The organism is Hymenobacter crusticola, from assembly GCF_002154225.1.
GTDB lineage: Bacteria > Bacteroidota > Bacteroidia > Cytophagales > Hymenobacteraceae > Hymenobacter > Hymenobacter crusticola.
The window spans coordinates 535,152-560,822 of sequence record NZ_MTSE01000003.1 but is presented as its reverse complement, the minus strand read 5'-3'; the positions used below and the strand labels follow the sequence as shown (position 1 = coordinate 560,822).

The following is a 25,671-nucleotide window of genomic DNA, read 5'->3' as shown; positions in this document are numbered from 1 at the left end:
CCGCCTAGCTCGTTGTAGGCCACTTGTTAATGAGCGTGGCGGCCCCAACGGTTATTTCTTCGGCGGAGATATTAAAGGAGCACGAGAACTCGCTACCGCCTTGCATATCGAAAGCCTCCGAATAACTCGTGATATAGCCCTTCTTGAACGATATCGTCCGAAATACCCCCTCGGTTTGCGCCGTCGTAATCTTGATTGTGCCGTCACCAAACGGCTTATTCTGCGCATTAATCATCGCTTCGACTAGCTTCGACTCAGAGGTTGTGGAGGCAGTAAGTGCGATTTGTCCTCCGTAGACCATGGAGGAGGGCCGGCCGTCGGCGCTGGTGTCGCGGCTAAATGAGATGCTGCAAGAAGTAATTTGATAAGGCTCGCCCGGTACACCTGTCAGTACCGCTTGAAATTTTTCCTGTGCCATGAGCTAAACGTATTCGATTGATTTGGATGAGAGCTTGGAGAGGTAACTGCTTGTTGACGCTACGCGCACAGCGCTTAGGCTTCGCTGTAGTCGGAAGACCACGCTGGGCTGTCTACATCATCGCCCTTGCGTCCATCCAACCGAATGACAAAGCTCTTGGCCGGGAAATAAGGAGTGATGCGGATATCTAGGTAGATCTGGTCCTTGATCTTATCGTCGCGCTCAAAACGCACAATTTTGAACTTCTCAATCAACTTGGAAGGGCCCTTCACGCTATCCAGGAAGTTGACAATCTGCCCGCGCAAGTCGGCCTCTATTTGGGAGTTCCAGTTTTCAAACGCCCGGCGGTTGAGGAAATCAAACAGCACCTTCACGATGTAGTCGAACACGCGCACCACCGAGTACGTCTTTAGGCCAATATTGTCGCCGTTGAACAGCGTTTTGGCCGAGAAGGCCATCACCTTGCCGTACTCGTTAATCATGGGCACTAGCCCAAGCCGCTCTAGGCTCGACAACTCACTTTTCATCAGGGGGAAGCGCACGCCGTCAACTTCGTTCATGCTGCCGTGCTTCTTGCCGGCCGTCACCTGCGACATCAGGGTGTAGTAAATCTTACCACCTAGGGCTGGGGACGGTGGCACGAACAAATCCTCTTCCTCGCCTACGTCGGCCACTTTGCCCCGGCCCGCCAGCCAGTTACAGGCCATAATCACGTTGGAGCGGTACAGGTCGCCGCCAGTGAGGTTGGCCGCGCTGAAGAGCTCAATGGTATCTTCCGAGCTTTCCAGGTCGGCAAAGTCCGTGATGAGCATCACTTTATTAGCGTGCGCCACCTTGGCCCATTTCTCCAGGATGCTGTTGCTGCGCATGAAGCCCGGCACAATCAGCAAGGAATAGTTACCGCGCAGGTCAAGGCGGTCGTAGTTCTGCTTGAACTCCGCCGCGACCTTGTCAATGAAGATTGGGTTATCGAGGTCGGTGAGCTGATCCAACGACGCATTCAAGATGGTCACATTGGGTACTTTCTCCACCTCCGTATTCTTGTAAAACAGCGACAAGGCCCGGTAGCTACGCTCTAGGTTGCGAGAAGTAGTGAGCGCGCGCAGTAGGTTTTTGCGCAACAGCGAATCGGCTAGCTCGGCCTTCTCCTCGGTTTTGGCGAGCATCTCGGTCTGGTCGGCGCTCGATTCAAGTAGGTCAATCCAGAGGTTGAGTTTCTGCTTCAGCATCGACCGGTCGAGCTGCTTCGACTCGTCGGTCATGAAAATATTTTTGCGGGCTTTGCGCTCGGGGCTGATGTTCTGCACCCCATCAATAAAGCTTTCCATGAAGGAAAAGCCGCCGTAGGGAGCTAGGGCACTAAGGCCAGGTAAGGGCGCAGGGGCGGTAAGGGTGGCGAGTTCCGCCCCGTTATTCTTTTGAGTTGCCATGTAAATACGTGAAAAAAGATAGTTCTGCTAGGATAGGATTACGCTTGCTCGTTTTCTTCTAATTCTTGCACAAGGGCCTTTAAAGCTTCTAACAGGGCCGTTTTGGCTTCGGGGTTGTCCAGCGCTGTTTGCAGGATGCGGTGTCCTTTCAGGCGCCGGCTGATTTGGGTGTACTCGTTATACTGCCCATCGAGCAGGCGCAGAAAGGGGCTCTGCATGCTCAGGCTTTTGGCCTTGAAGTCGGCTACGCTGCCAAACTGTAGCGTTTCTTTCACCGACGCGCCATTTTCGTCTTCAAATTCGACTTCTACGCTCGGCTTAAACTGGTCAAAAACTTCCTCTACCGTCTTGAGCTTATAGACGAATTCTGGTGAAACGGGCTCCTTATCAGTGAGCTGGAGCGCCAACAAGGACCGGTTGAAGGCAATGGCGTTGATACCTTCGGAGGCCTCGGGTTTAATTTCATTTCCGCCAATTTCAAATTCAAACATAAATGGTATGGTTAAAAGGTTCGGGGTCAACGAATTAGCAAATAGGAACTAGACACTCGAATCAGGGCGGAGATACTGGATAACAGGGCAATAAATTAAAGTATTTGCGACTAACTAACTACCTAATACATAATTATTTCTGCAAGAAACTGGGTTTATTCAACGCTCCTAAGAAAGTTCAATTTCTTCCAGTGGTTCCTCCCGAATATTCCACGTAAGCTCGTCACTGCTGGACCACTCCACGAGTAGCTCCTGGCCCGCGGCTAGCTCCCCGGCGATGATCATGCGGGAGATGGGCCGCCGCAGCCGATTGCGGATCACGCCGGCCAGGGGACGGGCGCCGTACTGGGGCGAATAACCGCTGTACGCTAGCTGCTGCCGGGCCTCCGCACTCACGCTCAGCTGAATGCCTAGGTGGTGCAGGCTGTCGATAAGATGCTGAAGCTGAATGTCGAAGATGCGAAGCACGTGCTGCTCGCTGATCGGGCCGAACGGGACAATCTCGGTGATGCGCGCCAGAAACTCGGGCCGGAAGCTGCCGCTCATGCGCTCCATGAGCTGCTGAGAGCTAGGAATGTGGCCGCGCCGAAATTGCTCGCTAACCCACTCGCTACCAATGTTAGAGGTGAAGATGAGCAGGGCGTTCGAGAAGTCACCTTCCTTGCCGAGCTTGTCGTGCAGGCGCCCTTCGTCCATGATTTGCAGAAACACGTCGAAGATGGAGGCGTGCGCCTTCTCAATCTCGTCGAACAAGACCACCGCATAGGGTTGCTGACGGATGCGGTTGACCAGCAACCCGCCCTCTTCGTAACCGACGTAGCCGGGCGGGGCGCCGTAGAGCAAGGCGGCAGCGTGCTCTTCTTTGAACTCCGACATGTCGAAGCGAATCATGGCGCGTTCGTCGTTGAACAGAAAGTCGGCTAGGGACTTCGACAGCTCCGTTTTGCCGGTTCCGGTAGGACCTAGCAGGAAGAACGTGCCGATCGGATGCCCCGCCTTTTGCAGCCCACTCCGCGACTCCAGAATTGCATCCGACAGTGCTTTGAGGGCGTGGTCTTGCCCTACAACGCGCTGGCGCAGGTGGTCTTCAATGGCCAGCAGCTTCTCCTTTTCACGCTCCTGCACGCGCCCCATCGGGATGCCGGTTTTGTAAGCCACCACGGCGGCTAAGTCGGTTTTGGTGACGTGTTTCTGGCGGGCGCGGGCTAGGTCGTGCAGAAAGTTTAGCTTCTCGGTCAGATAAGCGAGGTAAGCCTCCGGTGTCACGAGTTCCGCTGGGTCGAGGCTAGGTTGCCACTGGCCCATCAGCACCGGGTTGGTCTGGTGCTGTAGTTGCTGGTCGAGCCACTGGTATTCTTCCAGGCGCTCGGTGGGCGTGAGTTCGGCAATCACGCATTCGTTGAGGGTTTGCCGGAACGTAGTCAGGTCGGTACCCGCAATTTCCGTTACGGTGCGAATGGCGGCCATCGTACGGTCCAGCAGGTCCAGGGCGGCGTCGGGTAGGCGCCGGTCTTTCACGTAGCGCTTGGCCAGCCGCACGCACTCTGGCACTACATCGTCGGCCACGGTGAGTTGGTGGTGCTGCTCGTAGGCCATGACTAAGCCATGCAGCATGCGCTCCGCTACTTTCACGCTAGGCTCCTCAATATCAAGCAGCTCGAAGCGGCGGCTCAGGGCTTGGTCGGGCTCGATCAGCTTGCGGTACTCGTCGCGGGTGGTGGCCCCCAGCAAAATCAGCTCCCCGCGGGCTAGCTCAGGCTTCAGCAGGTTGGCGGCGCCGCTGCCGGCCGTGCCCTTCGGGTCCAGCAACACGTGAATCTCATCGATAAACAAGATGCAGCGCTCGAATTTTTTGACTTCTTTCAGGACGTTCTTGAGCCGGTCTTCTATCTCGCCCTTGTAGGAGGCGCCCGCTACTAATGCGCTGGGGTCGAGTTCGAGCAGCACGGCATCCTTCAGCCAGTAAGGCACTGGTCCGGTAATGAGTTGCTGCGCCAAGCCATCAATTAGGGCGGTTTTGCCCACGCCAGGGTCGCCCGTCAGAATGACGTTGGGCTTGCTGCGGCGACCTAGGATTTCCATGATCAGGCGCAGTTCCCGCTCCCGGCCAATGATGGGGTCGAAGCGACCCTCCCGGGCCAGCGCAGTTTTGTCGCGGCAATATTTCTGCAAGACGCCCTCTAGGCTAGGCCCGGCCGGGGCTGTGCTAGTGCCCGCCGCAGCGGCGTCGGAGAGTTCTTGCGGGGTTGAGTCAGAGCCGGTAGGCGCTAGGTCGCGCAGGAAATTTGCTAGCAGGTCGCGCTCCTGTAAGGGCAAGGACCGGAGCTGCTCGGGCGGAAAGCCCACATTCGGCTTCGTCAGGGCGGCCAGCACGCAAATGGGGTGGAGCTGATCGAGGCCCAGCCGGACCCGAATAAAGTTGGCTTCTTCCAGCACGCGGGCTACCGAGTCATCCCCGAGCAGCTCGGTGGGTGCAAACGCCACGCGCGGCAGGTCTTCGATGCGCACTTCCGCCCATTCGCGCAAATACGCCACGTCTTTGCGCAGAGTCTTGAGCAGGGCGGTGCCCGGCGTATCATTTTGCAGCAGCGCCCGCATCAGGTGCGCGGCGGTGTAACGCTCGTTGCGGTACTCGCGCGCCAGGGCCCGGGCTATGTGCAACGCGTCTTGAATTCCATCGGGCAATAAGACGCTCGGTATCATGGGCTTGAATAAAGTAGCTAAGAATAAGAGTTACCGAAATAGATCCTCCCGCAACCAGTAGTAGGTGTTGCCATTGGAGGTTAAGCGGCAATTCGGCGTGGTCGGTACCCGCTGGTACCTGTCGCGCTGTGCGCGTAGCAGGGCCAGCAATTGCAAAAAGGTTTCCTGGGGCAGGCGGCTCGGTTGGTTTAGGTCCGCCATTCGAAGTTGATTGAGCAGAGGGTGACGGACCGGTAAGCCCAGCAGCTGGCTGATCGGGGAGCTGAGGCGCGCGGTATCGGGCAGAGCGGAGCCGGTGTGCTTGCTCAGCTGCCGAAAGCGGCTTAGCAACTGCCGACGCGCTGCTGCTTGGGTCGGCTTGAGCGCATCTGCTGCTAGCAAGGTAAGCCATTGCCCGAGAACATCATAGGTGTCTGGGGTTACTAATCGTAATTGCCGAAAGCCAGTAGAAGAGCCAGACGAACCAGTGCGAACTTGGTCGAAGAAAGGGTAGGCGCGCAGCTCAAAGGCCGCAGGCGTTAACGTGGGCATTGGTGCTTCCCTTCGGGTCATAAAGGCGCGACTCACCGGCGGGCTGAAGCGGCTACGCAGAGGCAACATGGCCGCAAATGTTCGTTCGAGTGCAACCTGCGTTTGCCGCGTATCAAAGCGCATTTGCACCAGTAAGCTGTCCGTAATCGATTGGAGCAGGCTGATCGGCAAGGTTTTACTTTTGGTGGGGAAAAGCACCCAGCCCGGAACCATGCTCTGCTTGGGAAAAGCGAGACGATACACGTTTTGGGCGCCTAGTTGCAAGTCGTACACGGGCCTAGGCACCACTTGAGTCGGATTGACCAGCCGGTCTTGCTTTGCTTTGGCCTCCTCCAGGGCCGACTGAAAAACAAGTTGTTGCGACTGCAATACGAAGCTGTTGGCGAGGGTGTCGGCTGGCGCGGACACCTGAAAGGAGAGCAGCCTAGCTTCCGAGCGTTGCATACCCGTGCGGATAGCCTTGGCCTGCACCACACTGCTCGCGTCGCCGTTGATGCCAACCAAAAGCACCACGTTGTTTTCGCCGGGATGGTCAGATAGGATCGTCAAGGCTTGTTCGAGCCCCGCACGCATGGGTTGGGAAACACCTGCTGGGGCAGCGGCGTCATCCGGTTTTAAGCGGCTAAATCGATCAACGGCACGACCTAGGTCGTGCGTTAGCGGCTGAGTGGTAATGTGATTGACACGGGCCCCGCCTGGCGTAGCAGCCGGAACCCGATGGTAGAATACAGCACCTAAGCGAATCGGTGCGTCTTGATTTTGTGCTTGCAACCGGCTGATGGTGGCTTGCGCTGTCGCCACTAACTCGCCCCAAAAAGGCCGCATCGCTCGGCTATCCTCCACCACATATAGCAGGTTGTAAGCGCGTGAACGAGTCTGCCAGTTCATCATTTGCTGCTGCGTGATGCGCTGGCCGTTTGCGTTCAGCACGTAGCTATCGGAGGCAAGCAAAGGCGTGAGCAGTCCTAGGTGCCAGAGCGCCAATTGATTCGGGTAAGCTCTGTAGTTGAGCACCGGACATCGGCCAGCACCGGACCACGGCACCGTCGGGAAGGCGGAGGCAAAATCTAGCGAGTCGGGCTTATTGAGCGACGCAGTGGCTGGGGAAGCAGAAAGCGGCCGGGCGGCGCGACTAGCCGCCACGGAATCCGCTTCCACAAACCAGCCCTGACCTAGGCGTTGCAACGCCGCCACCGGCGCCCAACCGAGCAGCGCCGTGGCCGCACTGTCGGCCGCAAACCAGTCGGCTTTGCCCACCAAGGCTTCGGTGCCAGAGTCAGATAGCTTATAGACGTACGCTAGGTCATACAGCTTCAGGCGCGTCGCGAGCGGTGAAGCTAGGTTCGGGCCCGCGAACAGGCGCAGGCTGTCGTGACTTAAATAGTGGGTGACATCCGATAACACTTTCGTACTGGCCAGCGCCGGGCAATAAAGGGCCGGCGTTGTGCCTAAGGAGTCAGCAGGTGCTTGGCTGGCCAGTAGAAAGTGGTTTTGGGGCGCCCACCCAACGTACTGAGCGGCTTTGCGGCTTTTAAGCAAACGACGGGCGTAGAGCGTTCCGACTTTCAGCGCCGGGTCGTAGCGCACCAGCTTCAAGAAACCGTTCCGTTCTGCCAGCACGTAGAAGGCATCCCGGAACTGCACTTTCTGGAAGCGCGTGGCCAAGCTAGCTTGCCGGTACGTGGAGTTGTTGTCGCGGTCGGAGTACACCACCCAGGGCGCCTTCGCCTTAGGGGCTCGTTGGCTAGGTTGGGCCTTAAGGAACGCGAGCAGCGGCACTTGCGCCCAACTAGTACTACTTGGCAGCAAGGCTAGCAACACCCCGAGCAGGCAGATGATCTTGCCCATACCTATTCGCCTTTGTGCTGCGTGACCAGGAGCTTGGTAATGCACTGCGTAACGGTATCAGGTTCTACCGCTACCGCGTCAATAGTCCAGCCAGGGTCGAATTGCAGGTTCATGCAGTAGGAATAAAAATCGTTGGGTGGAAGGCTGCCCGCCACCACCAGCGTGTTGGGCTTGCCGCAGAAATAGCGCTTAAGCAAATAGGCATACTGCTGATTCACTTGATGGCCGTTGGCAATGCGCTGCAAACGCCACTGGATGTCGTGCGTACGCTTTCCGGCCGCCTGATCCACGGGCTTCACAAACGGCCGGAAGTGGGGCAGAATGTGAATCCGCTGCTTTAGCGGCTTCATGGTCGCGTCCGTATTGAGGGTGACCGTGTACCAGCCGGGTTTGGTGTAGGTGTAAAAAGCAGTCGGATCGTGTGAGTCAACCTGATTCGTTTCGCCAAACTCCCACGCAAAGCTCCGGACCGGGGCACCGGTAGTCTGAAACGTTAGGCGTTGTCCCTCGTGGCCAACCGTATCTGCCAGAAGCCGAACGAAAGGCGCGGGCGGTGCCGGGCGGGGAAGAACCTGCACGGTAAACTGGCTCGACACCGAGTCGTGCGAGGCCGTATCGGTTACCGTGAGCCGAATTAGGTGCGTACCGGGTGTCTTGTAATGAAACGTGTCCTGCTGCTGCGCCGAGGTAGAGCCTTGTCCGAATTGCCAATGCCACTTGGTGGCCCCAGCCGTGCTGTCGGCAACGTATAGCGGCTCGCCGACGGCGAGGCCCAGCGGATGAACTTGGGCTTGCAGAACCATCGTACTGCTATGCTGATGAAGCAGCAGGAGCAGCCCACCAGTCAGGGCGAAGGTGCCACCCGTCAGAAGCCATTTGCGTTGCATGCTGCGTGCTTAAGGCTGCGTGGAAGAAGTGGACCGTTGTATCGTTTGGGTAGCCGGTCCAGGGGTAGGCGCGGGTTGCAAGCTGATCAAGCATTCTTCTAACTCTTTGGTAAACAGCTCGGAGTTCGTCTGTTTGCTGGCCAGAATTTTTTTGTCGTCATACATCATCTGGTAAAAGTCAGCCGCCTGCTCGAAGGCTTTGAAAAACAGCAGCGAGTCCTTGGCTACCTTGTCAGCGGCCCGAAACAGTTGCAGAGTGTCGATTGAGTACATCTGGCGAACCTCGGCAATCTGGGTTTTGATGTCACCTTCCACAAAACTGGCCTTGACACCGGGCTGGTAAGCGGCAATAGCGAGGTAGGTCGAATCGAGCAGATACAAATGCTGTTGTTGCTTCTCAAAAAGCTGTTGGTTACGCTTTATTTCAACGGATAAAGACCGCGCGTTTGCTACCGGAAGCCCGTAGGCGTGGTACAAGCCCCAGCTAGCAAGACCCGTGAGCAGCAAGGTGGCCAGCAGCAAGTAGAAGAATAGGATTTGCCGTTCGCTAAAGCGTAGCCCGAGGATCGTGAGCATAAGAAGTTACTTTGTTTGTGCGTGCCTTTTGCAATCCTCTACTTCCTGTTGCTTGTCTTTAATCTGGGCATCCACTTCCCGAATGGAGGCTTTCAGCAGCAGCATCTCATCCACATACCGGGTAAGCTTGCGATACACCTCGTGGGGGCGCCGCTCAAAAAGCTTCGCCGCTAATTCCGCTTTCAATTCTTCGTTTTCACGGACAATTCGCGCTTCCAGGCTCGCCGGGGAGCCAACCAATTTCGGGTTGAGGGCGCGCAGGTCGTGGTAAAGTAGATCGGTTTTTTGCGCCATGGCCCGCTGCGTGAACAGTGCGTCCTGGTACTGGATTTGGTCGGCACGGAGGAGGGCTAGCTGCTTGGCCGCCGTCTGGATGAAGGCAAAGGCGGTGAACACCAAAATACCTAGCAGTAACAGAAAATGCCCTAGGAAGCGCCAGTAAGCCCTAGTAATAGCTTTTGCGTTAAGTAGCTTCATTTATAGATAATTACTAGATCTACTGCTCGGTTTTGCCTAAGTTAGAAGCTTTCCCGACTACCTGTATCTGCTCTGATGTTACCACCCGATTCTGCTGCTTCTCGGCCGGCGTACTTACTCAACCAGCTGGAACTGGATTACCGCTCCGAAGTAGTAGCGGCTGAGCTGCTGGCCAGCGAAAACGGGGAGGCGCTACCGTTGGCTAGGTTTGTTTTCAACCCGCTGGGACCCACTACCCGGCCCTACGCCACTGATTTTACACCGCCCCAATTTCTGGCGGCCGAAGGGAGCGAGGCACCGTATTGGCGCCTCGACATACCCCGCGAGGGGCTGTACGATCAGCTGCCGCCGTTCCTGTTTCACCCCATCCAGCCTACCCAAGGCAATGCTACCGATGCCGAGCTGCTGCTGGAGCAGGTGCAGCAGGCGCACGCAGTGGAGCAGGAAACCCGGCAGTTTTTTCTGCCCTTCGATACCGAGCTGCACTACCTGCGCGTGCTGCGCTGCTGGCAGGAGCGCCAACACGACCACCTCGAATACGCGCCGGCACTGCTAGCGCAGTTTGCCGAAGGGTGGCCTATTTTGCGCCGCCTCGATGCCGCCCGGGCTAGCCTGTTTATCCAGTGCTTGCCTCTTATTCATCAGCTACGCGGCAACTTACCTTGGCTGGAGCAGTTGCTGGCTATCTTCTTCGGCGTACCCGCCCGGTTCGAAACCGAGCGACCTAGCTTGCAGCATACCACCAACGAGCCTACGTTGCGCCTGGGGCAGTCCCGGCTCGGGATTGATGCCATTGCGGGCAGCGCCGTCGATGAGGGCTACGATGCCATTTACCTGCACCTAGGTCCTGTGCCGGAAGCGCGCACGGCTGAGTTTTTACCGCACGGAGCCGCGCGGTCCTTATTAGGGGAAGTGCTGGCTTACTTCGTGCCGGCTACCGCCGAAGTCATTCCGTTCATCACGATCGAACGGGCCACCTCTGCGCACTCGCAGCCAGCGACGAGCTATTTGGGTTATAATAGCTATCTGTAAGCGGGAGCATGCCGGTGCAAAGGCAGTGGGTATCATAGTAAGCACGAGAGATAGGGTTGATAAGGGATGGACCTAGGTTCATTATTCAAATTGTACATGCATACTTAGGCCGGCTCCAACCGAATGATGCGGTAGGGGCTGACTTGGCCAGACCGACTGACTAGCTTGGTTTTCAGGCCTGCGCAGAGTACTTCCCAGTCGGCTTCGCGCAGCATGCAGTCGGGGGCGGGGGTCAGGCACACATCAATCGTGCGGATAAAGCCTTGCTTGGCCGAGTCGCCTACCATCACGCCCCGCCGAATGCTGACGTCCGTAAGCAGATGGCCTAGCTCCACCAGCACAAACGACCGGATGTCCTCACTCGTGACGAGGCGTTCGTGGCTCATCAGCGCGTACCGGTAGGCTTCTAGCTGGCTGGCAGCTCCGCGCCGGTTCTGGCCCCCCGTGCTAGTGGTCAGCAAGATAGACTCGGAACCTAGGAGGTAGGTGATGTCGTAGGGCTGCAAGGCCGTGCCGGCTTGCAGGTTGTTGCCGTATTCGCAATCGGTTGTCCAGTAGCTTACTTCGAGCGTATCAGCTTCCTCATAGGGCTGCACCAAGAGGTAGTGGGGCAGCTCGCGCACGGCCCCTTCTTGCTGCGTGAGTAGGCGCTCCAGTTGGTTGATTTGCTGGGTAAGGCGCTGGGCTTCCAGCTGTACCGTGTCGTGACCGTAGGCCGCAAACGCTACGGATTCGTCCCGCAGTACTTCCAGCAGGTAGTGAAGCTGCTCGCGGGCATCGCGCGCGTCGAAACGCTCGATACCGCTGCGCCGCACCGAGTAAGAGCCGCTAGCCACCTGATCGGCTTGGCGAAGCGGGTGCGCCGTAAACACCCGATTGCGGCTGTCTAGCAGCGTCCGCACCGTCAGGAAGGTTTCCATTTGGCCCACCGGCAAAGGCAGGATGTTGTGCATCACGCGGGTACGGTACGTGAGCCGGCGCAGGCGCCGGTTCATTACGGGCAAGGCATTGAGCCGCACGGTAAGCTGGCTCAAAACCGTTTCGTTGAAGTTGGCGGGCAGCGTTACCTGCAACCACAGCATGGGCTCAGCCCGCAGAAGCTCAAGCGTCTCCGGTGAGAAGTGCTCCGCAAATGTGGCTGGATAGCCACTAGTAAGCGCTGCTAGGTCGATGTTGCCCGTCCGCCGCAGGTGCATAAACCGGTTGTGGTACGTGTTCTTCACGTCTTGCTCCAGCAGCTGGTCGATGCTGTAGCCCGCCAGCAATTGGCGCGGGTCGTCCGCCAGTGGGTTGTTTTCGCCAGGCTGCGGATCGTAGCATAGGCCCGGGCGCATGTCTAGCGGCTGACTGTTGAGCGACCAGTGGCTCAGGTGCAACAGGTTGAACAACGTTTCTGCCTCCAGCACGTGCGGCAGCTCTAGGTAGAATCCGAGCCGATCTAGCGAGGTGATATCGGGGTGCAGCGCTACGCCAAGCCAGAAAGTATGCGCCGGCAGCTTGCGGTCTTGACCGGTGAAGCCTTCGGGTAATTTGCCCAGGGCTGGGTCCAAGCGGAACAGGGTTTCGCCCGCCGCTAGCCACGCCACGCGGCCCTGGAAAAGCTTAACCGTGTCGACGGCACTCAGGAAAAGGTCGTGGCGCGTATCAAGTTCCCCGTAGGGCTTGGAGGCAAACCGCTTCGTGTAGAACAGGCTTTCCGTCGGGGCTATGTAGGCAACTGGGTCGGCGGGTTGCACCTGCACCACCGCGTGCGCCGGGCGAGGCACCGTCAGCAAGTCCGGCGTCAGCAAGCTAGCTAGCCGGTCGAGCAAGCCCGCTTCCGAATCAATGAACTCTTGGCTGAGCTTGTTCAACTCACTGGCCAGAGCATCCATCACCAGGCGCACGAAGGGGTCAAGGCTCTGCAAGTTCTTCACCCCCCACAAGTGCATGATGTGCTGGGCCATTCGCTGCCGAATAGCATCCAGGGTAAACTGCTTGCGCTTGTCTTGGAAGGGCATACGGGCGGTATAAGCCGTTAGGGAGTAAGCTGACCTAGCTGAAGCTGCGTCGCGTAGGCAAAGGCCTCGTCGGTGAGCTGCACAACGCCACGCACGCTGATGTTGGCCCGCCGTCGCGCCGCCGTTGGCTGCGGCCCATTCGGCTGCGGCGTCACCGCAAGGAAGTCGACCTGCACGCTTACCTCGCGCAAGCGCGGCTCGTGCCGGCGAATAGAAGCGAGCAGCGAGCGGGTTAGCGACTCTTCCCAACCAGCTAGGTTGATGTCATTATCGAACTCAATTTCCCAGATAGCACACCCAAAGTCGGGCGCACTCCGCAGCTCGCCAGGCCGCGTGTGCAGCATCAGGTGCAAGAACTGCGCAATGGAGGCCGCCAACGAGCAAGTAGCATGCTCGTCGCCAAGGCGTGCTGCGGGGGCAGGGCGGTTGAAGGGTGCGGCTGCTGGTTGCCGATTCATCAGCTTACCGACCTGCATGGGGTATTTGTAGAACAGATGGCTCATACCGGCGGCTGAACTAGTCGAGTAGGCTCCAGTTGCGCGTGGTCAGGGTGGGGCGACTAGGGGCTTCCTCCCGGATCAGGATGTTTTCTTTGTGCTGCCCGATGTACTCAAGGCCGCTGAGCCGCGCCCACAGCTTGACCATAACCGCCAAGAAGTCCTCCACGGTTTGCATCGACGCGCCGATATTATGGTGGGTGTAGGTCATCTCTACTAGGCTCAGCAATATGCTCTCGAAGTAATTCGGGGTCACATCCGTCCACTCGTAGAAGTAGTTCAGTAGCTCCTCCTTATCCTTGGCGGGCATGCAGTACAAGCCCGTGTACACCATGCTAGCTAGGTTGTTGAAGTAGTCGAGCAGGTGCACCGGCGGGTGCTGGTAGTCGAGGCTGCGGTAGTTGAAAAAGATCTGGCAGAGATAGTCGAGCACCTTCGTGCAAAGCGCTTCGAGGTTGCGACTGATGGTAGACGCCTGCTGGCGGTCGTAGATCTTGCGAACAATCTTGTAAGAGTTGATTTGTAGCTGATTGAGCTGATAGCCAAAGTCCTTGTAGTACTTCATCAGCCGGCTGTGGCTATTCATGGAAGTGCAGGGTGGAATGAAGTTCTCATCCACCACGTAGCGGCCTTCCCGTAGCATGATGCGTCCAATGGTCAGGAAATGAGCCCCTAGCTCATCAGCATTGATCTGGGCGGTATGCACCACCTTCAGATCGTAGTACGAGTCGGTGAAGGGGTGCCGCATAGGCGACTCCTCCGGGTCCGGCGTACCAAGCGGCACTCTTTTGAAAGGGTTTACCGTGAGGATGATGTCATAGCTAGCGCGCTTAGCTTCTTCCACCGTCGCGTCTACCTGAAAAGCGGCTCGCAAGGCGCTGTATTTAGCCGACTCCGGGTTTATCACAATGCGGCAGCCGCCCGCCGTAATGGCATTGCAGCGTGCCAGCCGAACCTCCACGCTATTGCCTATCTTCTCCAGCAGCTCAATTTCGCTGGATACCGTCGCGCCTTTGACGGGCGGCAGCAAGCCAAAATTATAATCCGTCAGAAACAACGACGCGGTGTCGCGCACTAAGTCCTGGACCTGCAAGTCCGTGTCGAGGAAATGCTGCTGGGAGAGCTTCATGCCATCGACCCAGTTCACGGCAAAGTAATTTTTAGCGACTAGCATATAAGTTGGATTTAGCTCTCCTCCACGCGTTTAGCCACGATCAGGCAGCGTTCATTCAAGTAGTTGTGGGCAATGCTCAGGTCTGCGTCGATGTAGCGCCGCAGGCGAAAAGGGGAGGCGCGTACGTAGTAAAACAGCCAGCCGTATTCCGTTGCGTCGGCCGTCGTTGTGAGAATCGGATCGTGGGGAAACTTGTAGTTGTAGTCGTCGATGAACTTCTGAAACCAGACGCCAAAGGGCAGCTCCTGCGCCGCCCGGGCTTTTACTTTCACTGGCGCTTCCGTAATGCCGGGCCGCTTGCGCAGCTCCACTTCCAGAATCATCAAGTGGAAATGATCAATGTCATCCAACACAACTTCCGGCGCTGGCCGTGGGTAGTGCCACACTTTGCGAATCTCATTCGGGATGGCAACGAGCGCCTCAAACGTTTGAAAAAACAGCAGCGGAACAACAAAAGGCAGCACGCAGGTAGCGGCCCACAGCCCGTACGGTAGCGAGCTGAATAGATTGAAAATCAGGCTAAAGCAATAGCCTCCTAGCAAAAGGATTAAGCTCGTTAGTAAGTAGGTAAAAGGGAGTTCGGTGCGCCGGTCCTCGCCGAGCACCTTATCGAGCTGGCGCAAATAGAGTACCCCGATGCCGAAGAAGATGGCTTGCATCAGGACGTAATACCAAGGAATAAACCAGAGGTAGATCAGCCCGAAGAGCCCGGCCAACGCCATCGGCAACGCGAAAACCAGCACCATTACCACCACTTGGCGGCCACTGAGTAAGCCCTTTTTCTGATTAATAGCTACCAGCGCCACTAGCACGACCAAGGCTAGGATAGGCAGCAGCAAGTAGTGCAGGAAGAAATGATCAGGTAGTGTTTTCGGCACTGGAATACGGGATAATAACTAATAGCGTAAATAGAAAGTATCAAGTAATAAGTAGGCTTTTCCCTATTCTCTCGAAAAGGTAAGAAATAAGCCTGCGTAAATACTAATTATTTAGAACCAGCTTTTTACCTAGGTTATCCGCCGATGATAACGGTCGGAAAACCCGCGACAATAGAGCCGCCGTGCGCGGTCAGGTCCCCTAGGCGAGCGGCCGGCATGCCGCCGATTAGCACGGTCGCCGAGCCTTTGATGATGGTGTCGGGCGGACCCACGCAGGTCAGCAAATCCCCCACAATGGCGGCGGGCATTTTGCCAATCAGCACAGTCGGGCAACCGGGTCCCACAATCGGCCCGCCAACGTGCGGAATGGGCGGAACAGCGGGCGTTTGCATGGGGCAAGTATGCATATCAGTGAGGCGGGCGGCAGGTGGCATGGTATAAATGGCTTGACGTAAAGACGGGTAGTGTATTAATGACTAGCCTATTAGCTGGGCAAGACGCAGGCGGAGGGCTTGCCGTTCGGGCGCTGTATTTAGACGCTGGAGGTACACCTTTCCTAGTGCCTGAATGGAAGACCTAGGACGTTGATCGGGTGGCTGGCGTTCGGCAAACTGCAACGCTCGTTGGTAAGAAGCTACTGCCGCCCGGTGCTGCCCCGCTTGCTCGAAGGCTACGCCAAGTTGCCGGGCTGCTTCCACGCCGAGCATGTGGGCACCTAAGTGTTCGGCCCGGTCGACGGCTTGCTGAAGCAGCGCGATACTTTTTGCCGTTTGACCTCGCTGTTGCCAGGTAGCCGCCGCACCTAGCCACGCCTGAATACTCAGCAGCCCCGCCGCCGTGTCGCCGAGGGCAAAAGCAACTTCACTCCGCTCGGAAGCCTGCACGAACCGCAAGCGCGCCTCATCGGGTTGGCGACCAGCGAGAAAGTAATTGGCCACCGTGAGCCACACCGTCATTTCGGCGAACAGCAACCCCTCGCTCTGACAAGTGCGCAGACAAGCAGCCGCGCAGGCTTCAACCGCCTTCGAGTCGAGGTGGGCAACAGCTTCGCTAAGCTGGTGAAATTGCTGCTGAAAAGAAGAATCGGAGCTAGCAGCCTTGGTAGCTAGGTCGGCCAGCAGGTTGTCCATCGACACGGCTGGCGTAGCCGTGTGCACCACACCGGGAAACCAACGCGCGAGCCGCTGCAACGGCACTTTTTCCGCATCTTCCAGCACAATAAAGCGCTGCCGGCCCACGCTGGCAAGGCTCGTGCGCAGGGCGTCTTCGGTGCCTGCCCACGTTTCGGGCGCGCTCAAGTCAAGCCAGATAACGGCCGCTGGTAAGCTAGCTTGCTGCTCGCGTATTGCGGCCCAGTCCCAGGCCAGGGCATTGCAGACCGGTGCTTCCGGCCCGCTACTTAGCCCAAGTAGGTAATCGTGCAGCAGAGGTCGGTTGGCTTCAGTTGTCAGCCAGCGGCTTAGGCGCAGCGACGGGGCCTGGTAGAAGGCTTGCCAGTGGCTGACCAACGGCAGCTGCGCGACGACGATAGGCTGGGGGCTAGGGTGCACGGCCTTCTAATTAATCATAACCACCGAGCCCTTTACCGTCGTGATGCCTGAGCTTTCCAGCGTGGCCATGCCCGTGCCCGCTACCTTCACCGTGGCAGCTGACGCCTTTAGCTCCGCATCGGCCTTCACTTCGACGGCCGCCCCGCTGATGGCCGTTTTGGCGGTTCCTTTGATTGTGACGTTGTCGCCGGTAATCGCAATTTTGGGCGCATCGAGCGTGATTTCCTGGGTGGCTTTCAGGACGAGGCTCTTGCTGGCGTTGAGCGTAATGGTACCTTGCCCATTATCCACTACGATGGTAATCAGGTTTTTGTCGTCAACTTGCAGGTGCAGCTCATGCTTGGTTTGGGTATCCAAAAACGTGATGGTCGTACCGCTGCTGACGCTAAGGTGATGCTCTTTGGCCGGATCAGCTACCGCGGCGTTTTTGCCGTGTGGCATGGCCCCGAATACGAAAGGCCGTTCGGGGTCACCGTTTTGGAAGCCAACCATCACTTGGTCTTCTACCTCCGGTACGAACAGGAAGCCCCGACTTTTCTCCTGTTTTGCGTCCAGGCCATAATGTGGCGCTAGCACGCGTAGCCAGGGCGTCTTTTCTGAGGTTTTCATCCATTGCAGCTGCACCTGGACCCGACCTAGCTTTTTAGGGTCCTTATTGTCCATCACTTTGCCAAGCTGCGGCGCGCACACTGGGCGCTCAAGCGGCCCCGGGGGCATTACCTTCACGGTGGCCGGAATAGCTTGAAAGTGATTCCGGTAGCGTTGTGCTTTGTCAATGTGGTGGGTTACTTCAATGACGTTGAAGTCGCCCAGGGGAGCGCCAGAGCGTTGGTCACTGATGCGCACCGTCGTGCCTACGGAGATACCTGGCACCTCCGAATCGCCGGCTACATAGCTGCTATCGGCCCCGAAGGAAGCACTGCGGTTGCTCGCGAACTGCTTGACATCTGCCGCCGCTAATGACCGCCGGTAGCCAAGTTGTGCGTTTTCTGCCGGGGCCACAAAAAGCGACGCATTGGCCGTACCCTGGGCAGCGGCCTCGGTATCATCAGCGGAGAAATAGTCGTAGTGGCTGACAAACTGTGGGGCGGTCCGTGTGCCCGACCGCAGATTACTCATATCCAACCCGAACGTCAATGGGACGGGAGTACCACCCGGCGTGGTCGTGAAATGCAGCTTTACGCCATCATAATAAAACCAGGCGCCATAGTCGTAGGCTAGGCGGCGCAGAAAATTCCAGTAGGTTTCGCGGTAGCGCACCGCATAGGGGATGACATGGCTAGGCCCGAGGGGTGCGCTTACTTCTTTAGGAGAGGAATAGGCACTTAGGCAATTGGTTACCAAGTCCTTCACGCTCATTTCAGTGTAGAGGCTTATTCCTGGCACGGTGGCTAGCTTGTACGGCAGCCCGTATCCTCGCACGATCATCGAGCCCAAGAAGGCTTGGTCGTGCTGCACCAGCTCTGCTTCCGTGATGACGCCGTTGAAGGTTAGCTTCGCCGTGGCGGAGTCTATGCTTTCAATCTTGATGCTGATGTTCTTACCGGCTAGCTCCTGTATTGCGCTCGATTTGAACGTGAAGCTCGCTTCTACCTGCTCGTACTCAAATGCTACTTCAAACTGGTGCTGCGTGTGAATCGATTGGCTGATAGAAAGCGTTTGGAACGTGGTAAGAGTGGTTCCTTCGATTGAAATAGTAGTCTTGTGGTTGGCATAAGATGGCATAGAACACGGCGAATAGTAGTAGATACTCCTCCCGCAGCCTACCTGACGTGAGGTTGATAAATCCACCATCAAGTACTACTAATTCTACGGCATATACTATGCATTCTGATGACTATCTTCTATTGGACAAAGCAGCTAGTGCTACAATACTTGTTCTTCAGAGCGAGCTACGGAAATGAGTGCGGAATGCGTTGCGGGAAATGATCTTGCCCTAGCTGACTGGCGAATAGGAAAGCAATGCCCGTGAGGCCAGTGTTGTCGGGCGGTTACCGGTCAAATTATACAAGTTATAAGAAAGATTCCGTACCAATTTCGGCCTTTCCCGGTCGTTCCTTTGTTGTAATACGATGTCTCTTTTCGTTGCGCCAGCACGAGGCATCGTATGCTACGGAGAATACCAGTATGGAAGCCCCTTTCAAAACCGAAACCCTGGATATTGAAGGCATGACTTGCGCCTCGTGCGCCGCCTTCGTCGAAAAATCGCTCAGCCGCACGCCTGGCGTGCAGCGCGCCGTGGTCAACTTCGCCACCGAAAAAGCCACCATCGACTACTCGCCTGCGGAAGCTAGCCCGGCAACCCTGAAGGAGGCCGTGGTGCAGGCCGGCTACGGGGTGGTGGAGCGTGCCCCCGATACCAGCGCCGCCGAGCGCAACGCCGAACTTGACCGCCAGAAGGCAGCCGCTTACCAGCAGCTCAAGCGTCGCTTTTGGGTTGCCGCCGGGCTAGCTATGCTAATCATGCCCTTGAGCATGCTCATGCTCTGGCCTGCCCTGGGGCAGCACGTGAACATGCAGTGGCTTAACTACGTGTTGCTAGTGCTGACCCTGCCGGTGCTCTTTTACAGCGGCCGCGAGTTTTATACCTCCGCCTGGAACGGCTTCCGGCACCGCGCCGCCAACATGGATACGCTGATTACCGTGGGCACCGGCGCGGCGTTTCTCTACAGCGTGGCAGCCACGGTAGCCCCTCGCTTTTTCACCAGCCGGGGCCTCATGCCCGAGGTGTACTACGACACCACTGCCACCATCATCGCCCTAATTCTGCTGGGCAAGGTCTTGGAGCTGCGCGCCAAAACGCAGACCTCGGCTGCTATGCGGGCGCTCATGGGCTTGCAAGCCAAAACCGCGCGCGTGGTGCGCCCTGGTGGGCAGGAAGTAGACGTGCCCATCGACCAAGTGCAGCTCGGCGACCTAGTAGTGGTGCGCCCGGGAGAGAAGGTGGCTACCGATGGCATTGTTCAAGAAGGCTACTCTGCCGTCGATGAGGCCATGCTCACGGGCGAAAGCCTGCCGGTGACAAAGAAAACGGGCGACCCGGTTTTTGGCGCTACGCTGAACAAAACGGGCTCTTTTCGCTTCAAGGTGACAAAAGTGGGTGCCGATACTATGCTCGCCCAAATCGTGAAGCTGGTAGAAGATGCCCAAGGTAGCCGCGCCCCCATTCAGCGTCTGGCCGATAAGGTCAGCGCCATCTTCGTGCCTACGGTGGTCGTTATTGCCATCCTCACGTTCGTGCTGTGGTTCGACCTAGCTCCCGTAGAGGTCCGCCTGCCGCTGGCGCTGGTCAATTTCGTGGCGGTGCTAATCATTGCCTGCCCCTGCGCGCTAGGGCTGGCCACGCCCACGGCCATCATGGTCAGCACGGGCAAAGGTGCCGAGCACGGCGTGCTGATTCGCAACGCGGAAGCGCTGGAAAAAGCCTACCAGGTGAATACGGTGCTGCTAGATAAAACGGGCACCATCACCCGCGGCGAACCCGCCGTAACCGACGTACGAGCGCTGGGCCAGGATGAGCGCCAACTCCTGCAGCTAGTAGCCGCCGTGGAGCGGCAGTCGGAGCACCCCTTGGCCGAGGCAGTGGTGCGCCACGCTGCTGCCCAGGGGCTAGCTTCCGTAGCAGCTACTGACTTTCGGGCGGTGGAAGGCAAAGGCGCGGCAGCTACGGTGCAAGGGCAGACGGTGCTCGTCGGCAACCACCGCTTGCTAGCCGACGCGGGCATCCTCCTCTCGGCGGCGCTTACCCAGCAAGCGGAGCAGCTGCTCGCCCAGGCCAAGACCGTGCTCTATGTGGCCGTGGCCGGCCAAGCGGTCGGGCTGATCGGGGTGGCCGATACGGTGCGCGAGACGTCGGCGGCGGCCATCAGGCAACTGCAAGACCTAGGTATTGAGGTCGTAATGATGACCGGCGATAATCCGCAGACGGCCGCGCAAGTGGCCCGGCAAGTGGGCATCACACGTTACTTCGCCGAGGTGTTGCCGCAGGATAAAGCTAGCCAGGTGAAGGCCTTGCAAGCTGAAGGCCGTACCGTGGCCATGGTCGGTGATGGCATCAACGACGCTCCGGCATTGGCCCAGGCAGACGTAGGACTGGCCATTGGTGCCGGCACCGACGTGGCCATGGAAGCGGCCAGCATCACGCTCATGCGCTCTGACCTAGGGGGCGTAGTCACGGCCATTGCGCTTTCCCGCCAAACCATTCGCACCATTAAGCAGAACCTGTTTTTTGCTTTTATCTACAACGCGTTGGGCATTCCGGTCGCGGCCGGCCTGCTGTACCCGCTGTTCGGCGTGCTGCTGTCGCCCATGCTGGCGGCCGCGGCTATGGCACTCAGTTCCGTTTCGGTGTTGACGAACTCGTTGCGTCTGCGCGCTTTTTCTCCCCGTTAATACGTACGCCGCTATGGACACGACCGCAATACTGGTGACGGGGGCAGGGCTAGCTTTGGCCGCCTTCGTTGTGTGGTACTTCTTTTTCTCGGCGCGACCAACGGTCAGCGCAGTAACTGCCGTTGGCGGCGTGCAAGCAGTAGCCATTACCGTGAAAGGTGGCTACTCACCCAACGTAATCGAGGTGGAGCGCGGCAAGCCTGTGCAGCTGAGCTTCTACCGCGCCGAAGAAAACAGCTGCTCAGAAGAACTCTTGTTGCCCGCCTTCAACATCCGCCGGGACTTGCCGGCGTTCAAGACTACCCTGGTAGAGCTGCCGCCGCAGCAGGCGGGTACGTTTGACTTTACCTGTGGCATGGGCATGCTACGCGGGCGTCTGGTCGTTACGTAAACGGCTAATCAACCAAACAACACCCGCCAAGAATACCAGCTTGTGTAGCTCCCGCCCGGCGCGGGCTAGTATTTATCGTGGTAGCAGTACAATAAACTCCAGGCCGCCACGGCAGTACCAACAACAAGCAGCGCTGTAAAGCCAAACAAGTTTGTTAAGAGAAAGAAAATAAATAACCCAAATACAAGCCGTAAATAATACGTCATGCGCTGCCCTAGCCAGTAGAGCAGATTACGAAATAATAAGGTGACGCTTAGTAATAAACACGCCCCGATCAGGCCCGTACTAAATTCGCTCGCTACCAGAAACCATACTAGTTCAGGAAGCAACAATAAGCTACATAAAGCTACCTGTTGGCCGTATACTTGCCACTGGCTATGCGGAAAGTTGCGCGCGAAACGCAGATAGAACAACTCAAACTCACGCGATTGGTAGAGCAGAATTATATGTGCTAGCGCAATACACAGGCTTATAATGCCAAGGAGTCGCAGATCCGAACGGGAATCTGAAAACACGTTGAAAATGAGCGTAATGCTGACTAACGATACGAGTTTGGTGATAGCATAAGCAGCACGCTTTTTTGTGATGACCTCGTATAAAAATAAACTAAACAAAGGCTTTGGCCATCCCTTTATCCACCCTGCTTTAGCCACCCCGGATGGCGTTTCAATTAAATTATTATTAAGTATCTGGGTATAGTACGAAGCATTAGCTACGATAAGAATAAGTAAATAAACAGGTATTGTTAAAGGAATGAGCCAATAGTCAAAAATGAGCCCTACTAGCACCGCATAGAGACCTAAAATAATAATGGGCAAGGATAGGACGAGTTGAACAATAGACCAAGATTGCACCTGCTGCTTGAAACTCAGGGCATTCGTACTGTAAAATAAAAACTGCACATCTACGCCTTTCAGCCGCCTAGCTACGTACCGCCGGCTTTTCAAGCTATAGAGAAAGAAAAGGTTGAAAAGAATTACCACGCCCAGTGGCTCGCTGACCGTAGAGATAACCAGCTTTAATGCCGTCTGAATAAGTTGCTCTGGGGTCAGATGTGTTTGATTCAGAACATTCGTATAAAAGAAATTAATGAATATAAGTACGAACAGCGATAATAATAAGCCCGTGTTTTCCCGGTAAAAACCATTGGCTATTATTTTAAATAGTACTCGGGTGACAGGTTTCTTCACGAGGTGTGCCGGATTGTATTATGCTCAACTACTATTTCCCGCACAATTGGTAAAATATCGCCCTCAAATGCTTGGTGCGACGACAACAAGAACATCGTTTCCTGCTGTTGGTAATGGTTGGCAATCCAGGAATACAAAATAGGAAGGGATGCCGCGTCAAGGGTTGTTAGTGGCTCATCCAGTAGGATACAACTAGGTCGTCCTAGGAAGGCCAAAACCAGGGAAAGTTTCTTAAGCATGCCACTCGAATACGTGCTGATTGGATCGTTTATGTATGCGTTCATCTGCATACTTTCCACGTAATTATCCTCCTGGCGATGCGGGGCGTTTTTAGCTGATTTAAATAATTGAATAAGTTCAGCCCCGGTCAAGAAATCGGGAAATATAGGTTCGGCTTCGGCGAAGTTTACCGCGCTGCGATACGCTACCGACTGTTTTTTACTATTTAGCTGCTGATTTAAAATAATATCGCCCTCATACGAGATTAAACCGGCTGTTGCTTTTAAAAAAGTGCTCTTGCCCGAGCCATTAACGCCGCGAAGCCAATAAACGCCTGGGGTAATTGTGAAGTCGTCGATTTGCAGAATGGGATGATGATTGTATGACTTTCTAAACGCATTAACTTGTAGCATCTACAAAAAGGATAAACGGTCGGCCGATCCGTGCTAACGGAAAACAACAAGGCTTATTTCCTGCTCTATTCTCAAATAACACGAAAAGGATGACCCGTAGCGGTCGGTAAGCCAAGCTGCGCTTGGGACAGCTAGGTGCAGCACACACCCACGGGGCGGCAAATCGACTATTCAATAAGGCAAGAAAGCCCGTTCTACCTAGGGTAAAACGGGCTTTCTTGCAGGAGGAGCGCACGTACGAGCTATAGCTTGTCCATCTGCACGGCGGTAGTGCCGCTTAAGTACGGCGTGTAGCTCACGCCGCTGCCAATACCCTTGGCGTCCAGCGTTACCGATTGGTTGGTTTGCCCATCGATGATGAATACCACCGCTAGGGCGCTGCTCAGTGGCGGGCGCGGGCTGCTTGTGCGCGTAACGTTCTTGAAGGCAATGGTCGCCGTGACGACATCAGCGTTGCTAAAGGTGCCGATGTTGTAGGTTTTATCGGCTGTATCGATGTACTGGTCAGCGGCTTGTGGGCCTTCCTGCGATTTGCCACCCGCCACCAGCTGGGACGTTACCTGAAGCTCAGCACCGAGGCCTGCCAAATCACGCCCGGCTACGCGTACGGATACCACGTGCGTCTTAACCGGGATAGGATCATCGTTTTTATTGTCTTTGCCGCAGCTTGCCAAGACGAGCGAAGACATAACGAGTAGATAGCGAAGAGAAGCAAGTGTTTTCATCCGACTAAGATGGGGAGAAACCACGATTTTTTAAGCCGTACGGGAGGCAGGGCCGCTACCATACCTAGCATAAAGTGCCAACTGGAAGCTTCACGACCGTAGCAGCACGGGCTCTCCCTAGCTGCTTTCGTAGCGGTTGAGCAGGCGCCGGGTGCGCTCGGGCAAGTCGTAGGCGTCGAGAAGCACGAAGCCGTCCAGGGCATTGGTAAACGCTGGGTCTAGGTTGAAGCCCACGAAGCGCGCATTCTGCTGCAAGTAGTGGCGCAACAGCACGGGGACGCCCATCCCGCCGGGCTCCAGACTAGCCACTAGCTTATTGAGAGCCTGCACATCGTCGAGGCCGGTTTGCAGCACTGCCACGGGCTCTTGCTTGTCGAGCGGCTGGTAGCGGAACTGCTTGCGGGGCCGCACATAGGCTGCCGTTTCGGCGTCAAAGCAGTGCCGGCGGATAAAGTCAATCATGACGGCCTTCGAGACCGGCTGAAAGCGGTTGCTAATGCTCACCGGGCCAATTAAATAGCGGTACTCGGGGTGCATACCTAGGTACAGCGCAATGCCCTTCCACAACAAAGCCAGGGGCAAGGGTTGCCGCTGATACTCGGCCCGGATAAAGGACCGACCTAGCTCCAGCGACTGCCGCAACAGCGGGCACAGGGCCCGCTTCAGCTTAAACAGGGAGTGCAGGTAAAAGCCCCGCCGGCCGTGCTGTCGTAAGATGCTCCGCCCGTGCCCTAGCCGGTAGGCACCCACCACGCAGCGCTGCTGCCGGTCGTAGAGAAACAGGTGCCGGTAGTAGGTATCGTACGCGTCTAGGTCGCACGGCTGCTGGGTGCCTTCGCCCTCGCCGCGAAACGTGAGCTCGCGCAAACGGCTGATTTCGCGCAGCACGTTCGGAATTTCCTTGCTCTTGGCCACGTAAACCTCCCACCGTTGGTACTGAAGCAGGTGTCGGCCGGGGCGTAGAGCCGCCAGATCGGCCGCCACCAGGGCGGGGTCGGTTTCGGCAATGACGGGCGGCGCCAATGGCGCTGCCGCGCCGGCGTCGCTCGGGGTGGCGGCGCCGCTGAGGGCGTGCACGCGGGCCCGCAGATACGTCAGGCGCTCGGCGGCTGGGAGGCCGTGCAGCTCAGCGGCCGCTATGGGCGTGCCAATACGCACCCGCACGGTGGTACCGCGTTTGTTGAGCAACTCGGCGGGCAAGCGCGCCGTGCGCAGAAAGCGGTGAACCAGCCCCAGCCAACTGAAGGAAGTGCTGTTTTGCCCACTAAGCCAAACGGGTACCACGGGCAGGCGGGTAGCAGTAAGCAAGCGCCCGGCGGTGGGGTGCCACACCGACTCGGTTACGCCCTGAAAGAGGCCGGGCCGGTGGGCTACTTCGCCCGCCGGAAACAGCAGCAGCGGAATGTCATTGTGCAGAAAGCGAAGCAAGCGCCGCAGGCCCGGTACGTTGCGGCCGGGTTCCTGCGCATCGGGTTGCACCAGCACAAACTGCTCCCCCAGTTGGGGCAGGAGCGGGGCCAAGAGCTCATTGACCGCCACCCGCAGGTCGGGGCGCGCCTGGCCCAGGACGTGCAGAAGCACCAAGCCGTCGAGCAGGCCGCAGGGGTGGTTGGCCAGGGCAAGGAAGGCGCCCATGGGCGGCAAGCGGCGTAGTTCGGCGGGAGTGTACTGAACGCAGATAGCTAGCTTATCGAGAATAGCCGCCACAAACTCCAGCCCCGTGAGGTGCTGGGCTTGCGCGTAGAGTTGGTGCAGCTCCCGCAGCTGCGCAAAGTGCTGCACCGCCGACCGCAGCGGGCCCGCCGAAAGCGCCAAGGCGGAAGGTAAAGGTAAATCGAATTCAGCTAGC

22 protein-coding genes are annotated in these 25,671 nt (G+C 57.1%); 3 read left to right on the top strand and 19 right to left on the bottom strand.

Annotated features, from left to right (window positions below):
- Positions 1-4: 4 nt before the first annotated feature.
- The 8 genes from tssD to tssO (BXP70_RS08550) all read right to left on the bottom strand — a co-directional run bounded on the left by tssD (position 5) and on the right by tssO (BXP70_RS08550) (position 9,361).
- The gene (tssD, locus tag BXP70_RS08585; RefSeq protein ID WP_086593617.1) at positions 5-418 is read right to left on the bottom strand and encodes a type VI secretion system tube protein TssD; all 414 of its coding nucleotides are present in this window, start codon (positions 416-418) and stop codon (positions 5-7) included.
- A gap of 74 nt (positions 419-492) precedes the next feature.
- Entirely contained in the window at positions 493-1,848 is a 1,356-nt protein-coding gene (locus BXP70_RS08580; RefSeq protein ID WP_086593616.1) for a DUF5458 family protein, read from the bottom strand.
- A 38-nt stretch (positions 1,849-1,886) separates the two neighbouring features.
- Positions 1,887-2,339 carry a hypothetical protein gene (locus tag BXP70_RS08575; RefSeq protein ID WP_086593615.1) on the bottom strand — a complete coding sequence of 151 codons (453 nt, stop codon included), beginning with the start codon at positions 2,337-2,339 and terminating at the stop codon, positions 1,887-1,889.
- A gap of 168 nt (positions 2,340-2,507) precedes the next feature.
- Complete coding sequence (locus tag BXP70_RS08570) at positions 2,508-5,042, bottom strand: ATP-dependent Clp protease ATP-binding subunit (protein ID WP_179197628.1); 2,535 nt, start codon at positions 5,040-5,042, stop codon at positions 2,508-2,510.
- A gap of 30 nt (positions 5,043-5,072) precedes the next feature.
- On the bottom strand, positions 5,073-7,421 hold the full coding sequence (tssR, locus tag BXP70_RS08565) for a type VI secretion system protein TssR domain-containing protein (protein ID WP_086593614.1): 2,349 nt from the start codon (positions 7,419-7,421) through the stop codon (positions 5,073-5,075).
- A gap of 2 nt (positions 7,422-7,423) precedes the next feature.
- Positions 7,424-8,308, bottom strand: coding sequence for a PKD domain-containing protein (locus BXP70_RS08560; RefSeq protein WP_086593613.1), 885 nt, complete (start codon positions 8,306-8,308; stop codon positions 7,424-7,426).
- A gap of 9 nt (positions 8,309-8,317) precedes the next feature.
- Positions 8,318-8,884, bottom strand: coding sequence for a type VI secretion system TssO (gene tssO / locus BXP70_RS08555; RefSeq protein ID WP_086593612.1), 567 nt, complete (start codon positions 8,882-8,884; stop codon positions 8,318-8,320).
- A gap of 6 nt (positions 8,885-8,890) precedes the next feature.
- A complete protein-coding gene (tssO, locus tag BXP70_RS08550) occupies positions 8,891-9,361 on the bottom strand; it encodes a type VI secretion system TssO (protein WP_086593611.1) in 471 nt (156 codons plus the stop codon).
- A gap of 75 nt (positions 9,362-9,436) precedes the next feature.
- On the opposite strand from tssO (BXP70_RS08550), the gene BXP70_RS08545 reads away from it, so the two are divergent.
- Positions 9,437-10,393 carry a type VI secretion system baseplate subunit TssG gene (locus tag BXP70_RS08545; RefSeq protein WP_086593610.1) on the top strand — a complete coding sequence of 319 codons (957 nt, stop codon included), beginning with the start codon at positions 9,437-9,439 and terminating at the stop codon, positions 10,391-10,393.
- A gap of 104 nt (positions 10,394-10,497) precedes the next feature.
- Here BXP70_RS08545 and BXP70_RS08540 read toward each other — a convergent pair whose 3' ends face one another.
- The 7 genes from BXP70_RS08540 to BXP70_RS08510 form a co-directional block, all read right to left on the bottom strand.
- On the bottom strand, positions 10,498-12,393 hold the full coding sequence (locus tag BXP70_RS08540) for a type VI secretion system baseplate subunit TssF (RefSeq protein WP_086593609.1): 1,896 nt from the start codon (positions 12,391-12,393) through the stop codon (positions 10,498-10,500).
- Between the two features lie 17 nt (positions 12,394-12,410).
- Positions 12,411-12,896, bottom strand: coding sequence for a GPW/gp25 family protein (locus tag BXP70_RS08535; protein WP_086593608.1), 486 nt, complete (start codon positions 12,894-12,896; stop codon positions 12,411-12,413).
- Positions 12,897-12,909: 13 nt separating this feature from the next.
- The gene (locus tag BXP70_RS08530) at positions 12,910-14,064 is read right to left on the bottom strand and encodes a type VI secretion system baseplate subunit TssK (RefSeq protein WP_086593607.1); all 1,155 of its coding nucleotides are present in this window, start codon (positions 14,062-14,064) and stop codon (positions 12,910-12,912) included.
- Positions 14,065-14,075: 11 nt separating this feature from the next.
- Complete coding sequence (locus tag BXP70_RS08525; RefSeq protein ID WP_143436422.1) at positions 14,076-14,942, bottom strand: TssN family type VI secretion system protein; 867 nt, start codon at positions 14,940-14,942, stop codon at positions 14,076-14,078.
- 134 nt (positions 14,943-15,076) lie between these two features.
- Complete coding sequence (locus BXP70_RS08520; RefSeq protein WP_086593605.1) at positions 15,077-15,376, bottom strand: PAAR domain-containing protein; 300 nt, start codon at positions 15,374-15,376, stop codon at positions 15,077-15,079.
- A gap of 42 nt (positions 15,377-15,418) precedes the next feature.
- Positions 15,419-16,492: a tetratricopeptide repeat protein gene (locus tag BXP70_RS08515; protein WP_143436421.1), complete on the bottom strand. Its 1,074-nt coding sequence runs from the start codon at positions 16,490-16,492 to the stop codon at positions 15,419-15,421.
- 6 nt (positions 16,493-16,498) lie between these two features.
- A complete protein-coding gene (locus tag BXP70_RS08510) occupies positions 16,499-18,217 on the bottom strand; it encodes a type VI secretion system Vgr family protein (RefSeq protein ID WP_179197627.1) in 1,719 nt (572 codons plus the stop codon).
- A gap of 402 nt (positions 18,218-18,619) precedes the next feature.
- Between BXP70_RS08510 and BXP70_RS08505 the strand changes: the two genes are divergently transcribed.
- A complete protein-coding gene (locus BXP70_RS08505; RefSeq protein ID WP_086593602.1) occupies positions 18,620-20,884 on the top strand; it encodes a heavy metal translocating P-type ATPase in 2,265 nt (754 codons plus the stop codon).
- 13 nt (positions 20,885-20,897) lie between these two features.
- Positions 20,898-21,275 (top strand): cupredoxin domain-containing protein, encoded by a 378-nt coding sequence (locus tag BXP70_RS08500; RefSeq protein WP_086593601.1) that lies wholly within the window; start codon positions 20,898-20,900, stop codon positions 21,273-21,275.
- Positions 21,276-21,340: 65 nt separating this feature from the next.
- Here the strand turns inward: BXP70_RS08500 and BXP70_RS08495 are convergent, their stop codons facing one another.
- From BXP70_RS08495 to BXP70_RS08480, 4 genes are all read right to left on the bottom strand, one after another.
- Positions 21,341-22,465, bottom strand: a complete 1,125-nt coding sequence (locus BXP70_RS08495; RefSeq protein WP_086593600.1) for a hypothetical protein — start codon at positions 22,463-22,465, stop codon at positions 21,341-21,343.
- A complete protein-coding gene (locus BXP70_RS08490) occupies positions 22,462-23,097 on the bottom strand; it encodes an ABC transporter ATP-binding protein (RefSeq protein WP_086593599.1) in 636 nt (211 codons plus the stop codon). The genes BXP70_RS08495 and BXP70_RS08490 overlap by 4 nt, the downstream gene beginning before the upstream one ends.
- A gap of 242 nt (positions 23,098-23,339) precedes the next feature.
- Entirely contained in the window at positions 23,340-23,786 is a 447-nt protein-coding gene (locus BXP70_RS08485) for a hypothetical protein (protein ID WP_086593598.1), read from the bottom strand.
- A 153-nt stretch (positions 23,787-23,939) separates the two neighbouring features.
- Positions 23,940-25,637 (bottom strand): lysophospholipid acyltransferase family protein, encoded by a 1,698-nt coding sequence (locus BXP70_RS08480; RefSeq protein ID WP_179197626.1) that lies wholly within the window; start codon positions 25,635-25,637, stop codon positions 23,940-23,942.
- Between the last annotated feature and the right edge of the window lie 34 nt (positions 25,638-25,671).

Excerpts from the sequence above, each read along its gene's own strand:
- BXP70_RS08535 (WP_086593608.1), bottom strand. The coding sequence starts at position 12,896 with ATGAGCCATCTGTTCTACAAATACCCCATGCAGGTCGGTAAGCTGATG.
- BXP70_RS08505 (WP_086593602.1), top strand. The coding sequence starts at position 18,620 with ATGGAAGCCCCTTTCAAAACCGAAACCCTGGATATTGAAGGCATGACT.
- BXP70_RS08510 (WP_179197627.1), bottom strand. The coding sequence starts at position 18,217 with ATGCCATCTTATGCCAACCACAAGACTACTATTTCAATCGAAGGAACC.
- tssO (WP_086593612.1), bottom strand. The coding sequence starts at position 8,884 with ATGCTCACGATCCTCGGGCTACGCTTTAGCGAACGGCAAATCCTATTC.
- BXP70_RS08575 (WP_086593615.1), bottom strand. The coding sequence starts at position 2,339 with ATGTTTGAATTTGAAATTGGCGGAAATGAAATTAAACCCGAGGCCTCC.
- BXP70_RS08530 (WP_086593607.1), bottom strand. The coding sequence starts at position 14,064 with ATGCTAGTCGCTAAAAATTACTTTGCCGTGAACTGGGTCGATGGCATG.
- BXP70_RS08570 (WP_179197628.1), bottom strand. The coding sequence starts at position 5,042 with ATGATACCGAGCGTCTTATTGCCCGATGGAATTCAAGACGCGTTGCAC.
- BXP70_RS08545 (WP_086593610.1), top strand. The coding sequence starts at position 9,437 with ATGTTACCACCCGATTCTGCTGCTTCTCGGCCGGCGTACTTACTCAAC.
- BXP70_RS08500 (WP_086593601.1), top strand. The coding sequence starts at position 20,898 with ATGGACACGACCGCAATACTGGTGACGGGGGCAGGGCTAGCTTTGGCC.
- BXP70_RS08490 (WP_086593599.1), bottom strand. The coding sequence starts at position 23,097 with ATGCTACAAGTTAATGCGTTTAGAAAGTCATACAATCATCATCCCATT.
- BXP70_RS08485 (WP_086593598.1), bottom strand. The coding sequence starts at position 23,786 with ATGTCTTCGCTCGTCTTGGCAAGCTGCGGCAAAGACAATAAAAACGAT.
- BXP70_RS08580 (WP_086593616.1), bottom strand. The coding sequence starts at position 1,848 with ATGGCAACTCAAAAGAATAACGGGGCGGAACTCGCCACCCTTACCGCC.
- BXP70_RS08540 (WP_086593609.1), bottom strand. The coding sequence starts at position 12,393 with ATGCCCTTCCAAGACAAGCGCAAGCAGTTTACCCTGGATGCTATTCGG.
- BXP70_RS08560 (WP_086593613.1), bottom strand. The coding sequence starts at position 8,308 with ATGCAACGCAAATGGCTTCTGACGGGTGGCACCTTCGCCCTGACTGGT.
- tssO (WP_086593611.1), bottom strand. The coding sequence starts at position 9,361 with ATGAAGCTACTTAACGCAAAAGCTATTACTAGGGCTTACTGGCGCTTC.
- tssD (WP_086593617.1), bottom strand. The coding sequence starts at position 418 with ATGGCACAGGAAAAATTTCAAGCGGTACTGACAGGTGTACCGGGCGAG.
- tssR (WP_086593614.1), bottom strand. The coding sequence starts at position 7,421 with ATGGGCAAGATCATCTGCCTGCTCGGGGTGTTGCTAGCCTTGCTGCCA.
- BXP70_RS08520 (WP_086593605.1), bottom strand. The coding sequence starts at position 15,376 with ATGCCACCTGCCGCCCGCCTCACTGATATGCATACTTGCCCCATGCAA.